Consider the following 13,234-nt stretch of genomic DNA (forward strand, 5'->3'; position numbering starts at 1 on the left):
CCCGGCCCTTTCAGAGGGCCGGGCCTCAATTGTGCCCGCGAGCTGGGCGGAGACGCGAAGGGGCACTGCCGCGCGTCCCGGATCCGAGTACGTTGGCAGGCGCCTGGGGAAATCCGTGCTGGCAGGGAGGGAATGGTGGAAGGCGGGACGGTCGACTACTCGGCCGTGGTGCGGCTGAGCGGCGATCCGGCGGGGTTGCGCGGCGAGGTGGGCGAAGCGCTGGCCGCGGAGCCGAGGATGGTGGTCTTCGAACTGAGCGAGCTGACCTCGTTCTCCAGCGAAGACCTCGCCGCGCTGCGCGAGACCGCCCAGCCGAGCGAAGCGGTCTTCGCCTGCCGGGAAGGCGGGGTGGCCCGCCAGGTGCTCGAAGAGGAGTGCGTCCCGTTCTCCTCTTCCGCGTCCGAGGCGCTGGCCTTCGAGGACGAATCGCTGCGGCCCTCCGGCGAGCAGTTCCGGTCGCTGACGGAGATGCTCCTGGCGGCGCAGAGCGTCGGCGATGTCCTGCAGCTGATCGTGGACGCGACCGCGTCGCTGGTGCCGTCCGCCGAGCTGGTGTCGATCACGCTGCGCGCACCGGACGGCACCTTCCACACCGCCGCCTACACCGATCCGAAGGCCGCCGAACTGGACGTGCTGCAGTACGAACTGGGCGAGGGCCCGTGCCACGACGCGGCGGTGCCGGACCGTCCGGAATTCCTCGAATCAGCCGACCTGGGCAGCGACGGACAGTGGCCGCGGTGGGCCCCGTCGGCGGCGGGGCTGGGCTGGCGCGCGGTACTGGCTACCGCACTGGTCGACGACGCCGTGTCGCGGTTCTCCGGCGCGCTCAACCTCTACTCCCGCACGCCCGGCGGCCTGACCGACGCCGACCGGGACGTCGTGCTGCTCCTGGCCACCCACGCGACCCTCGCGGTCGCCGAAACGGACGCGGTGACCCGCAACGAGCTGAACCAGGCCCAGCTGCGGCGCGCGCTGGACAGCCGGGACGTCATCGGCCAGGCGAAGGGCATCATCATGGCGCGCCGGGGGCTGGACGCGCAGGAGGCGTTCGATCTGCTGCGCCGGACCTCGCAGCAGCTCAACGTGAAGCTGGTGCACCTGGCGGGGACGCTCGCGGCCCGGCACGAGGAGCTGGACGGGCCGGTCGCCGAGATGGGGGAGCCGGACCCGGCGGTGTGACGACGGGGGTCCGCCGCGCGTCATCCGAGGGTTTCGCCTGCTCAGCAGCGGTCCCGCGGGCTTGGTTTCCCAGCGGGAACGGGTCCCGGGATCCGACGTGTCCGGCGCCGGTCCGCCGGGTAGCCGGGGTACGGAGGACTGGAGCCGACTGAGGAAGGAGCCCGTCATGGTGCACCCCGTGCCGCCCGGACCGGAGCCCGTCCCGTCGCCGCCGGAGCCGGTGCCGCCGTTCCCGCCGGAGCCCGCCCCGCCGCCGCGTCCCGGACCGGGTCCGCTGCCGCCGCCGGAGCCGCCCGTCCCGCCCGAGCCGCGCTGACGCCGCCGCGGGGCCGATTGCCGTGCGCGGCGACCGGGTACCTCCCGGGAAAGCGCCGCACGAGAACGGAGGCCGGTGATGGACGAAGCGGACCGGGCCGAACCGGGAGTCGTGGTCGGGGACGACGGTTCCGACGGGGCCCGCTTGGCCGTCGACTGGGCCGCCGCCGAGGCGGAGGCGCTCGGGACGTGCCTCGTCGTCGTCCGGACGATGACGCTGCCGATGCCCAACGTCGACTTCGTGCCCGGCGTGATCACCCCGGTCGCGGGCGAGATCGTGGCCGATCAGTCCGTTGTGGACTACGCGGACAAGGAACTGGCCGAGGTCGCCGCCGAGGTCGGCCGGAAGCGGCCGGGGCTGCCGGTGCGCACCCGGGTGCGGTTCGGGCGGGCGAGCTGGGAGCTGGCGGACATCGGACGGCAGGCGGAGCTGATCGTGGTCGGCGCGTCCGGCCGCAGCGGGCTGCCCCGGCTGCTGCTCGGGTCGACCGCCTCGCAGGTGGTGCACACGAGCGCGCGTCCGGTCGTCGTGGTCCGCCCTTCGAAGGAGAAGTCCCGGCGCGTGGTGGTCGGTGTGGACGGCTCGCCGGCCAGCGTCGCGGCGGTGCGGTACGCGTACGATTTCGCTGACCGGCACGGCTGCGTGCTGCACGCGGTGCACGTGTGGTCGGAACCGCCGGAGGACGTCTTCGGCCCGGCCCGCTCCGGCGGCGAGGGGCAGCAGACCCCGCAGGACGAGGGCGAACGGCTGCTCGCGGAATCCCTCACCGGTCTCGGCGAGCGGCATCCGGACGTCGTGGTGCGCCGGGAGGTCGCGCTGGGCAGTGTGGCCGAGGTGCTGCTGGACCACGCGGAAGCGGCGACGCTGCTGGTGGTCGGCGGGCATGGTCGCGGCGCCTTGCGGGGCGCGTTCCTCGGTTCGGTGAGCCACGCGATGGCTTATCACGCGCCGTGCCCGGTCGCGATCGTGCGGGAGGGTGTCGAGGAACACCCGGGCTAACGCTGCGAGCTCCGCCGCACCAGCGCCGCTGCCAGCCGGGCCGAATCGTCGCCCGGCACCAGTTTCGCCAGGCGTCCCGGATCGGTGGGCAGCCCGGCCTTTTTCGCGCCGTCCAAGGCTTTGCGGTCGAAGTACGGACGCAGCCACGGCCACACCGCCTGTGCTTCGCGGCAAAAGATCTGCGCGCCGGTCGGGCCGATCCGCGGGAACTCGGTGATGAGTTTTTCCAGCCGCCGCGGGTCGCCGCCGGCGGCGTCGGCCATGCGGCGCAGGTCGTCGCGATACTCGTCGCGGATGAACTCGGCGCTTTCGCCGAGGTGGTGCGAAGTGCTTTCGTCATACCGGACGTAGTGGGCCCGGCCGAGTGCGTCAACCCGTTGCTGCCACGTGGAATCGCGCATCGCGGCGGGGGAGCGCCAGCCCGAACGCGAGAGTTCGCGGGCGGCGGCGACCGCGATGTCGGCGCTGATCCGCGTCGACAGCAGCGTGGTGAGGACCAGCAACCGGTACAGCGGCTGCGGTTTGTCGGCCAGCTTGATCCCGGCTTCCTCGGCGAACGTCGTGCCGTGTTCGGCGAGGAGTTCGTCCACTCGGCGCATGGACGCCGGATTCCCGTTCGGACGGAAGCGAAACTCAGCGCTGTCCGGGGAACGGTTCCACGGCGAATTCGACGCACAGCCGCCAGCCGTCCGTGCCGGGCGCGGGTTCGGTCCAGGCGTCGAGCGAGTCGGTCAGCGCGCGCAGGATGTGCCAGCCGACCTCGTCCGGTCCGGGCGGGAACGCCCACGACGAGGTGGTGGCGACGGTGACCGTCATCCGGCCGGCGCACCGGAACGCGCATTCCAGCACCGCGCCGTCGTCCGCCCGGCGCGCCTGCGCCGCGACCGCTTCGTCGACGGCCAGCCGGAGGTCGGCGACCTCGTCGACGGCGAACTCCGCCGAGGCGGCGATGTCCTCGGCCACCAGCCGGGCCAGGAAGAGCAGTTCCCCGTTCGCCGGAAGGCGCAGTTCGACCACGGGAGAAGCCGCGGTCAGCACGCCCGTTCCGTCCGTGTCGCGCTGAACCATGCGGTTCGGGTTACCCCGTCCGGCGGTAGGTCAACCACCGCCGTCCGGCGGCACCCGAACGGCCCGTTTCCGGCGCGGCACGACGGGTAACCGGAGGATCGGAGCACGGCAGGAAAGGAGTACCCGGCATGAGCACCAACGCATACCTCTCGTTCCTCGCGATCGGGATCGCGCTGGTCCTGGTGGACGGCCAGATCATCTACCGCAGCGGCCGCCGTTACCTCGCGAACGCCTACGGGGACCCCGGAGCCGGCGCCTCGATGACCCGGCTGGTGACCGTGTTGTTCCACCTCGTGACCTTGGGCGTCCTCGCCTTGGTCTCGCTCGTCGACCTGGGCGGCAGCGACCTGCCGGGCGTGGTCGGCCGCGTGGGCGTGCTCTTGCTGATCCTGGCCTTGGCGCACGCGGCGACGCTGGGCGCGCTGGCCCGGATCCGCGGCGAGCAGGACGTGGCCGACGCGATCGCCCATCGCGACGAGCGGATAGCGCGTCGCTCGGAGACGGATCTGCAGGCCCCGACGGTGACGCCGGTGCCGGGGCAGCAGGGCAGGCATCCGGATGTCAGCCCGTCGCTGGAGCAGCGATCGCCGTACACGGCCTGAGGATTCGAACGGTGCGCTTCCGCGAGCACTGCGGAAGCGCACCGTTCTCTGTGTGCGGCTCGACTGTCTACAAGCGAGGGTCGACCGGCTCCGATTCCAGCGCCAGCACAGCGAAAACGCATTCGTGCACGCGCCACATCGGCTCGTCGCGGGCGAGGCGGTCCAGCGCTTCCAGGCCGAGGCCGTACTCCCGCAGCGCCAGCGACCGCTTGTGGCCGAGTCCTCGCTGCCGCAACCGGGTCAAATGGCGTTCCTCGGTGTAGTCGGGGCCGTAGACGATCCGGAGGTACTCGCGGCCGCGGACCTTCAGCCCCGGCTGCACCAGCCCGTGCGGGCCCCGGACCAGGTTGGCGGCCGGTTTGACCACCATGCCCTCGCCGCCCTTCGCGGTGAGCTCGGTCCACCAGCCGACGGCCGCCGCGACCGACCCGGGATCGGTGGTGTCGACCGGCAACCGTCCGGTCGGGGCGAGGAAACCGTCACTGCTTTCGACGAGCCGGTCCGCCAGTGCGAGGTGCCAATCGTGAGGCCGCTGGTGATGCGCCTGGCCCGCCGACGCCAGCACCTGGAAGGGTGCGAAGCGTACGCCGTCGAGGCCGTCGGTCGGCCAGCAATAGCGCCGGTACGACTGGGCGAACGCGTCCGCGTTGGTTGCGCGGGAGCGCGTGCGCTCCAGCAAATCGGACACGTCGAGGCCGGCCGCATCGGCGGCGGCCAGCGCGCTCACGGCAGCCGGAAGCGCCGAGCGGGCAGCAGCGCCGACCGCGGCGTACTGATCGCGCAGCAGTTGCTCGGCCTTCGCGCTCCACGGCAGCAATTCGCCGTCGAGCAGCAGCCAATCCGAGTCGAGTTCGTCGAACAGACCGGCCTTCTCCGCGGCCGCGCGGATCCGGTCGACCGCTTCGGCCGTCAGCGTTTCGGAGAAGAAGTGCCGTCCGGTCCGCGTCCACACCGCGCCGAGGGCGTCGCCGGGCGCGCCGAAGCGGGCGCGGGCCGCGTCGAGCGAGCGGCACACGAGCGCGACCGCGCGCGAGCCCATGTGCTTTTCCTCGCACACCACGGAATCCACGCCCTCCGCGCGGAAGTAGTCGAACGCCTGCCGCGGGTGTTCCAGCAGCCCGTCGGCCGTCGCGGCGGCGACCGGCGACATGGTCGGCGGCAGGTAGACCAGCCAGCGCGGGTCGATCGCGAACCGCGACATCACCTCCAAAGCCGCCGCGGCGTTCTCCTCGCGGACGCCGACCCGCTTCTGGTAGGCGGTCTCGATCACCCGGCGGCCCAGGACGTCGGTGACGTCGAGAACGCCCGGATCGCGCCGGGCGATCGGCTCCGCGGCCGCCGGATTGGCGGGGAACGGCCTGGCGGGTTCGTAGTACACCTCGGCCGCCGGGACCGAGACGATCTCCTTTTCCGGATAGCGCAAGGCGGTGAGCGTCCCGCCGAACACGCACCCGGTGTCGAGGCAGAGGGTGTTGTTCACCCACTCCGCGGAGGGCACCGGGGTGTGGCCGTAGACGACCATCGCGCGGCCGCGGTACTCGTTCGCCCACGGATAGCGCACGGGCAGGCCGAATTCGTCGGTCTCGCCGGTGCTCTGCCCGTACATGCAGAAGCTCCGCACGCGCCCGGACGCGCGACCCTGGAAACGCTCGGTGATCCCGGCGTGCGCGACGACCAGCTCGCCGCCGTCCAGGACGTAGTGGCTGATCAGGCCGTCCATGAATTCCTGTGCCTCAGCCCGGAATTCGGCCGTCTCCGCCTCGAGCTGCTGCAGCGACTCCGCGAGTCCGTGCGTGACCTGGACGTTCCGGCCGCGCAGCGCACGCAACAGCTTGTGCTCGTGGTTTCCGGTGACACAGAAGGCATTTCCCGCGCGCACCATGCCCATCACCAGCCGCAGCACGCCCGGCGTGTCCGGGCCGCGGTCGACGAGATCGCCGACGAACACCGCCCTTCGCTCCAGATGCCGCGCCCCGATCGCGCGGCCCTGATCGTCGCGCTCGATCGCGTACCCGAGTTCGGCGAGCAGCGCTTCGAGTTCGACCCGGCAGCCGTGGATGTCGCCGACGATGTCGAACGGGCCGGTCTCGTGCCGCAAGTCGTTGTACAGCGGGACGCGCGTGATCGTCGCTTCGGCGGTCTCCTCCGGAGTGCGCAAGACGTGCACCGTCCGGAAGCCTTCCTTCGGCAGACTCCGCAACCCGCGGCGCAGCTGGTCTCGCTGGCGCCGGACGACCTGCGCGCCGAAGTTCCGGTCCGGACGGTCGGCGTTGCGCGCGACGCACAGCGATTCCGGCGGGTCCAGCACGATCGCCACCGGCAGCACGTCGTGTTCCTTGGCCAGCGCGACCAGCGACTTGCGCGAGCCGGGCTGCACGTTGGTGGCGTCGATCACGGTCAGGCGCCCGGCGGCGAGCCGCTTGCCGACGATGTAGTGCAGGACGTCGAACGCGTCCTTGGTCGCCGACTGGTCGTTCTCGTCGTCGGACACCAGCCCGCGGCAGAAGTCCGACGAGATCACCTCGGTCGGCTTGAAGTGCGTGCGGCCGAACGTCGATTTGCCGGATCCGCTCGCGCCGACCAGCACGACGAGGCACAGGTCGGGGATCTCAAGCGGGCTCATGCCGCCACCTCCACAAGGAGTTTCACGCTGGTCAACGGGGAGTCGTCGGCATGAACGCCGATGATTCGCTTGCAAGCTGCGCTCATGCCGCACCTCCTTTCGTGAACAGGGCCAGCTGCGTCGCCGGGCCGACTTCGGGATCCTCGGAACCGACCGGCAGCATCCGCACGCCGTAGCCGTAGCCGTAGCTGCTCGCGACCCGGTCCGCCCACGCGCGGAACTCGGCGCGCGTCCACTCGAAACGGTGGTCCCGGTGGCGCAGCTCGCCCGCGGGCAGCGACTCGAAACGCACGTTGTACTCGCGGTTGGGCGTGGTCACGATCACCGCGCGCGGTGCCGCGAACTCGAACACCGTGCGCTCCAGCGCTTCGAGCCGCGGCGGGTCGACGTGCTCGACGACCTCCATCAGCACCGCCGCGTCGAGCCCGGCGAGCCGGTCGTCGCGGTAGGTGAGCGAGGACTGCAGCAGCTCCAGCCTCGATCGCTCCGTTTCGGACCGTCGCTCCAGCCGCAGTTTCCGTGCCGCGACCTGCAACGCGCGAGCCGAGACGTCCGCGGCCACGATCCGCTCGACGGATTTTTCGGCCAGCAGATCGCGCACCAGCGCGCCCTCGCCGCACCCGAAGTCGCCGACCGAACGCGCTCGCAGCGACCGGAGCACGGCCATGATCGTGCCGCGCCGCTGCTCGGCCAGCGGCACCGGACGGTCCGGCGCTTCGAGGACGACGGGCTCGGCCAGCGCGTTGTCGATCTCCTCGGGCTCCGAATCGTCCACTTCGGCCAGCCGGGTCAACGCGGCGGCCGTCAGCGCGCGGCGATGCGCGAGGTAGCGGCGGGTGATCAGCTCCTTCTCGGGATGCCCGGCGAGCCAGTCGCCGCCGGCGCGCACAAGCTTGTCGATCTCGTCTTCGCTGACCCAGTAGTGCTTCGCGTTGTCCAGAACGGGCAGCAGCACGTAAACGTGGTTGAGCGCGTCGGCCAGCCGGAGCTCGCCGGTGAGCCGGAGGTCGACATAGCGCGAATCGCCCCACCGCGGGAACTGCGGATCGAGCGGGAGCTCCGTCGCCTCGACCGTCCAGCCGAGCGGCTCGAACAGCCGGCGCACCAGGTCGGCTCCGCCCGGACAGGCAGGCACCCGGATGTCGAGCGGGATCGCACTGGCCGCCAGCTCCGGACGGGACTTGCACCGGCCGGTGAGCGCGGTGCGGAAGACTTCCTTGAGCGCCACGGAAAGCAGGCTCGACGCGGCGTAGGGACGGTCGTTCACGTACTGGCCCAGCGTGAACCCGTCGCCGGAGCCGGACTTGCCGCGCACTAGGGCGACTGGGTCGACTTCGAGCATGAGCGCGGCTGTGCACCGGGTGTCGGACGTCTCGGGGTAGAAGACGTGCGCTTGGCCGGCGGAAAGCTCGAACGACTGCACCCGGCCTGGGTGCTTGTGCAGCAGGAACCCCAGGTCGGAAGCGGGCTGGCGGGTCGTGGTGACGGTCAGGAACACCAGGGGAGTATTCCGGACGGCGCCGGCTGGTGTCGCGGGAGTTTCCTGCTCATCGCCGCCTGCGGTGCGCGGGATGTGCCCGACGCCGCAGTGCGGTCTTTCTCGGTAACGGCGGCGTCCTCTTGCCCGATAACCGGAAACTGTATTCAGGCGAACACAGAACTGGGAAACGTGATGAACGACCGGGACACCAGTGCGGACAACGAGCCCAAGAGCCCGGAGGCGCCAGCTTCGCCATCGGCCGCGCTGCCGCACCAGTCGCGCGCGGGCCGCTGGTACCGGCTGGCGACGGCGGCGTTCGTGCTCGCAGCCGTCGCCGTGCTGGGCGGTTCGGGATGGTGGCTGTTCGACGGGCGCGCCATCGACGGGTATGCGTTGCCGGACGGTGCGATACCGCTCGGCACTCACGAAGTCTGCGCCGGCACCGTGACTGTCAGTCTCAAAACCGACGCCGAGATGACGGCTGTCGCCCGGACGCTGCGCGGCGACCCTCGGGTCCTGCGGTCCTACACCGAGACTCAGCAGGAGGCTTACGCGAGGTTCCGGCGGATCTTCGCGAACCAGCCGCAGCTGCTGGAGACGACGGGGGCGGACGCCATGCCCGCCTCGGTCATCGTGGTGCCGAAGGACCAGAACGCCACGGCGGGCATCGCCGGCCAGTTCCGCGTCCAGTTCCCCGCGGCGCGGAAAGTCAGCGACGACAACGAGGTCCGCAGCCGGTTCGCCGGGCCGGGCTACCGGGATCCGAACTGCCTGCCCAACGGCGAGCACTCCCGCTGATCACCCGTTCCGGACCTCGACCCCGAGGGAAACGGATCGAACACAGCTTCGACGGCGCCGCCAGTCGCTGAGCGGTGCGCGCGAACGTGCCCGGCAGCGGGAGCACTCGCCCCGAAGAGCGACCGCCCGCTCCGCTCCGCGCACAGCCAATCACCGGGAATAAACTTCCCATTAACTGGGAAAACGCTCTGGGCGCCCACCCGGCCGAGACGTAGCGTGCCCGCCATGACTAGCGCGGATGCCAACCGGAGAGCCGGGACCAGAGCGGCGCGGATCCTGGCGGTGTTCGCCGAACGGGAGAGCGCCACGGCGGAGGAGATCTCCGTCGGCACGGGCATTCCGTCCAGTGCCGTGTACCGCTACCTGACGACGTTCGTCGAGACTGGCCTCGTGCACCAGGCGCGTACTCGCGGCCGGTACTGCGCGGGCTCGCTCACCGTCCAGATGGCCGAGAACTACCGTCGCGAAGCGCTGGGCCAGGGCGGCGTCAAGCGGCGGCTGCGGCAGCTCGCCGCGGACACCGACGAGCTCGCCGCGTTCCTCATCGCTCGCGACAACGACGTGCTCTGTGTCGAAGCGGCCGAGGGGACCCGCGTGATCCGGTGCAGTTTTTCGCCGGGGCTGAGCAAGCCGCTCGTCTTCGGGGCGAGTGCGCAGGCGTTGCTGGCGCACCTGCCGGAGGACCGGGTCGCGGCGACCGCCGAGGCGCACGGGCTGAGCGGCGAGCAGGTCGCGAAGCTCGAAACCGAGCTGCGCCGGGTCCGGGACCAGGGCTTCGCGGAGAGCGTCGGCCAGGTCGACCCGGGGGTGTGGGGCGTGAGCGTGCCGGTGCTGGACCGCCAGCGCACTCTCGTCGGCGCGGTGAGCACGATGGCCCCGGATTTCCGCGTGCGCCCGCGCCGCGATTCCCTCGTCACGCTCACCCACGCCGCGGCGCAGGACATCAGCCGATTGCAGGAGCACGTGTGAGCACGAAGAAGTGGACCGGACGCGAGGACGGCAGCGGTCCGGAACACCGCCGATGGCACCACGCCGTCAATGAATTCTCCAGCGGTGCAGGCGTTTCGCTGATCGGGTTCGCCAGCGACGCCGGGGTCCGGCGCAACGGCGGACGGCCGGGAGCGCGCGGCGGGCCGGACGCGATCCGGCAGGCGCTGGCGTCGTTCGCGCTCCAGCCGGAGTTCGTGGTGAGCGACGCGGGCGACGTCGTCGTCGAGGGCGACGAGCTGGAAGCGGGGCAGGAAAACCTCGGCGAGCTGGTCGCGAAGCAGCTCAGCGACGGAAACCTCCCGCTGGTGCTCGGCGGCGGCCACGAAACGGCGTACGGCTCGTACCTCGGCCTCGCCCGCAGCGGCCTGCTGGACGGCCGTCGTCTCGGCATCCTCAACCTCGACGCGCACTTCGACCTGAGGACGGCCGACCGCGCGTCCTCGGGCACCCCGTTCCGGCAGATCGCCGCCCGGGAAGCCGAGCGCGGCGCGGAATTCTCCTACGCCGTGGCCGGAATCAGCGAGCCCGGCAACACCGCCGCGTTGTTCGAGACGGCCGCCGGGCTGAACGCCCGCCACCTCCTGGACGTCGACTGCCAGGAACGCCGTCCCGTTCTCGACTTCGTCCGGGCCTTCGCCGCGGACGTCGATGCGCTGTATCTGTCGATCGATCTCGACGTGCTCCCCGCCGCGCAGGCGCCAGGGGTCAGCGCTCCCGCGACCCTCGGCGTACCCGCCGCGGTCGTCCTCGAGGTGTGCCGGCTGGTCGCGAGCGACCCGAAGCTCGCCCTCGCCGACATCACCGAACTGAACCCCGTCTACGACGTCGACCACCGCACAGCCCGGATCGCGGCCCGCCTCGCGCACACGCTCGTGACGAGCCGTCCGGTCCCGGAAGGACACTGACCATGCCCCCTCAGCGAATCTGGCCGCGGCTCGGCGCCGTGCTGCTGGCCTGCCTGCTCGCGTTCCTGCCGGCGAGCGCAGCGAGCACGGCGAGCGCGGCCGAACCGCAGGGCGGGAAGCTCGCCGCGCTGCGGTCCGGGCAGACCGCGCTCCGGGTCGGCACCGACGCCACGTTCCCGCCGTTCGAGTTCACCGACGCCAAGGGCGGCCAGCTCGGCTTCGACGTCGACCTGGTGCGGGCGCTCGCGCAGCGGGCGGGCATCAAGAAGGTCGACTTCGTCCAGATGCCGTTCGGGAACATCGTCCCGGCGCTGCAAGCGAACCAGATCGACGTCGGCGCGTCGGCGATCTACATCAGCCCCGCGCGGCAGAAAGCCGTCGACTTCTCGGACATCTACTATCCGGGCGGGCTCGCGGTTTTCGTGTCCGACAAGGACAACTCCGTCACCTCGCTCAAGGATCTCGCCGGCAAGCGGGTCGCGGTCCAGGTGGGCACGAAGTCCGTCGACTGGCTCACCCAGCACCAGCCCGCCGCGCAGCTGATCACGGCGCAGACCAACGAGCAGATGTTCTCGTCGGTGAAACTGGGCCAGGCGGACGCCGTCGTCACCGGGGCGCCGGCCGGAAAGTACTTCATCGCGCAGCAGGGCGGCCTCAAGCAGGTCGGCGACCGGCTGACCGAGGAGAACTACGGCTACGCCTTCCAGAAAGCCGACACCGAACTGCGGACCGCGTTCAACACCGCGCTCAAGCAGATGCGCGACGACGGTTCGTACAAGCAGGCCACCGAGAAATGGTTCGGCGCGGAGAGCACCGCAGCGAAGCCGGGCGGGCACTCGCTGTTCAACTTCTCCACCATCGTCGATTCCTCGGGACAGCTCTGGCAGGGGCTGCTGGTGAGCCTGCAGGTCATTCTGCTCGCTCTGGCGCTGAGCCTGCTGCTCGGCACGCTCGGCGGATTCGCCAAGCTCAGCAAGATCGCGCCGGTGCGGTGGATCGGCAACGTCTACGTGTCGGTGATCCGCGGGACGCCGTTCGTCGTGCAGCTGTTCTTCATCTACTTCGGACTGCCGCAGCTCGGCCTGCAGCTTCCGCCGATGACCGCGGGCATCATCTCGCTCGGCCTCTACAGCGGTTCGTACGTGACCGAGATCTTCCGCGGGGCCGTGCAGTCCATCGACCGCGGACAGCTGGAAGCGGCGCGGTCGTGCGGCATGTCGCAGGTGTCGGCGATGCGGCACGTGATCATCCCGCAGGCGTTCCTGCGGATGCTTCCGCCGCTGGGCAACGAATTCGTGTCGCTGACGAAGAACTCCGCGCTGGTGTCCTTCGTGACCATTCACGAGCTGTTCCTGGTGGGGCAGACCATCATCTCCCGCACCTTCGACGCGCTGACCGTGTACCTGTTCATCGGCCTGCTGTATTACCTGCTCACCAACCTGATCAGCGTCACCACGCGCACCCTTGAAAAGAAGATGGCGGTGTACATCTGATGGCACTGTTGGAAGTCCGCGGCCTCACCAAGTCCTACGGCGAGGTCAAGGTGCTCGACGGGATCGACTTCGCGATCGAACCCGGCCAGGTGGTCGCGGTGATCGGCCCCAGCGGCGGCGGGAAGTCCACCTTCCTGCGCTGCCTCAACCTCCTGGAGACCCCGACGACGGGCAGCGTCACGTTCGACGGCGAGGACCTGACCGGACGCGGCGTCGACCTGGACCGCCTGCGGTCCCGGATGGGCATGGTGTTCCAGCACTTCAACCTGTTCCCGAACATGACGGTGCTGCGCAATGTCGTGCTGCCGCAGATGAATGTGCTCAAGCGGTCCAAAGAGGAAGCCGAGGCGAAGGCGCGTGCCCTGCTGGAGCGCGTCGGCATGCTCGAACGCGCTGGTGCGTACCCGAACCGGTTGTCCGGCGGGCAGAAACAGCGCGTCGCGATCGTCCGGGCCGCCGCGATGGACCCGAAGCTGATGCTGTTCGACGAGCCGACCTCGGCGCTGGACCCCGAGGTGGTGCAGGACGTTCTCGACATCATGTCCGAGCTGGCCAAGGACGGGATGACGATGCTCGTGGTGACCCACGAGATGGGGTTCGCTCGCAAGGTCGCCGATCGCGTGGTCTTCGTGGACGGCGGGAAGATCGCTGCTGACCTGCCGCCCTCGGAGTTCTTCTCCGCGGGCAACGCGAATCCGCGGGCGCAGGCTTTCCTGGAAAAGGTCCTCTGACCGACGCGCGCTCGCGGGCAGCTTGACGCCCGCGAGCGCGCCGCTTAATC

The 13,234-nt window shown here is 70.6% G+C and carries 13 protein-coding genes; 9 read left to right on the forward strand and 4 right to left on the reverse strand.

The window, feature by feature from the left end:
- Positions 1-135 precede the first annotated feature (135 nt).
- The 3 genes from L3Q65_RS08620 to L3Q65_RS08630 all read left to right on the forward strand — a co-directional run bounded on the left by L3Q65_RS08620 (position 136) and on the right by L3Q65_RS08630 (position 2,494).
- On the forward strand, positions 136-1,179 hold the full coding sequence (locus tag L3Q65_RS08620) for a GAF and ANTAR domain-containing protein (protein WP_237599279.1): 1,044 nt from the start codon (positions 136-138) through the stop codon (positions 1,177-1,179).
- A gap of 166 nt (positions 1,180-1,345) precedes the next feature.
- Positions 1,346-1,495: a hypothetical protein gene (locus L3Q65_RS08625; RefSeq protein ID WP_182895038.1), complete on the forward strand. Its 150-nt coding sequence runs from the start codon at positions 1,346-1,348 to the stop codon at positions 1,493-1,495.
- A gap of 78 nt (positions 1,496-1,573) precedes the next feature.
- The gene (locus L3Q65_RS08630; protein ID WP_220508271.1) at positions 1,574-2,494 is read left to right on the forward strand and encodes a universal stress protein; all 921 of its coding nucleotides are present in this window, start codon (positions 1,574-1,576) and stop codon (positions 2,492-2,494) included.
- Here the strand turns inward: L3Q65_RS08630 and L3Q65_RS08635 are convergent.
- The gene (locus tag L3Q65_RS08635) at positions 2,491-3,093 is read right to left on the reverse strand and encodes an endonuclease (protein ID WP_182895039.1); all 603 of its coding nucleotides are present in this window, start codon (positions 3,091-3,093) and stop codon (positions 2,491-2,493) included. The two genes, L3Q65_RS08630 and L3Q65_RS08635, sit on opposite strands and share 4 nt — an antisense overlap.
- 34 nt (positions 3,094-3,127) lie before the next feature.
- Positions 3,128-3,562, reverse strand: coding sequence for an ATP-binding protein (locus L3Q65_RS08640; RefSeq protein WP_182895040.1), 435 nt, complete (start codon positions 3,560-3,562; stop codon positions 3,128-3,130).
- Between the two features lie 128 nt (positions 3,563-3,690).
- Here L3Q65_RS08640 and L3Q65_RS08645 point away from each other — a divergent pair, with 128 nt between their 5' ends.
- Complete coding sequence (locus tag L3Q65_RS08645; protein ID WP_182895041.1) at positions 3,691-4,164, forward strand: hypothetical protein; 474 nt, start codon at positions 3,691-3,693, stop codon at positions 4,162-4,164.
- 67 nt (positions 4,165-4,231) lie between these two features.
- On the opposite strand, the gene L3Q65_RS08650 is transcribed toward L3Q65_RS08645, so the two are convergent.
- The gene (locus L3Q65_RS08650; protein WP_237599280.1) at positions 4,232-6,787 is read right to left on the reverse strand and encodes a polynucleotide kinase-phosphatase; all 2,556 of its coding nucleotides are present in this window, start codon (positions 6,785-6,787) and stop codon (positions 4,232-4,234) included.
- Between the two features lie 82 nt (positions 6,788-6,869).
- Positions 6,870-8,285, reverse strand: a complete 1,416-nt coding sequence (locus L3Q65_RS08655; protein ID WP_237599281.1) for a 3' terminal RNA ribose 2'-O-methyltransferase Hen1 — start codon at positions 8,283-8,285, stop codon at positions 6,870-6,872.
- A gap of 174 nt (positions 8,286-8,459) precedes the next feature.
- Between L3Q65_RS08655 and L3Q65_RS08660 the strand changes: the two genes are divergently transcribed.
- The 5 genes from L3Q65_RS08660 to L3Q65_RS08680 all read left to right on the forward strand — a co-directional run bounded on the left by L3Q65_RS08660 (position 8,460) and on the right by L3Q65_RS08680 (position 13,184).
- Positions 8,460-9,065: a permease-like cell division protein FtsX gene (locus tag L3Q65_RS08660; RefSeq protein WP_237599282.1), complete on the forward strand. Its 606-nt coding sequence runs from the start codon at positions 8,460-8,462 to the stop codon at positions 9,063-9,065.
- 225 nt (positions 9,066-9,290) lie between these two features.
- Positions 9,291-10,034 carry an IclR family transcriptional regulator gene (locus L3Q65_RS08665; protein ID WP_182895045.1) on the forward strand — a complete coding sequence of 248 codons (744 nt, stop codon included), beginning with the start codon at positions 9,291-9,293 and terminating at the stop codon, positions 10,032-10,034.
- Positions 10,031-10,960, forward strand: a complete 930-nt coding sequence (gene hutG / locus L3Q65_RS08670) for a formimidoylglutamase (protein WP_237599283.1) — start codon at positions 10,031-10,033, stop codon at positions 10,958-10,960. Before L3Q65_RS08665 ends, hutG begins: the two co-directional genes overlap by 4 nt.
- 2 nt (positions 10,961-10,962) lie before the next feature.
- Positions 10,963-12,453, forward strand: coding sequence for an ABC transporter substrate-binding protein/permease (locus tag L3Q65_RS08675; RefSeq protein WP_237599284.1), 1,491 nt, complete (start codon positions 10,963-10,965; stop codon positions 12,451-12,453).
- Positions 12,453-13,184 carry an amino acid ABC transporter ATP-binding protein gene (locus tag L3Q65_RS08680; protein WP_281390713.1) on the forward strand — a complete coding sequence of 244 codons (732 nt, stop codon included), beginning with the start codon at positions 12,453-12,455 and terminating at the stop codon, positions 13,182-13,184. The genes L3Q65_RS08675 and L3Q65_RS08680 overlap by 1 nt, the downstream gene beginning before the upstream one ends.
- Positions 13,185-13,234 lie beyond the last annotated feature (50 nt).

The organism is Amycolatopsis sp. FU40, assembly GCF_021903635.1.
Taxonomy (GTDB): domain Bacteria; phylum Actinomycetota; class Actinomycetes; order Mycobacteriales; family Pseudonocardiaceae; genus Amycolatopsis; species Amycolatopsis dendrobii.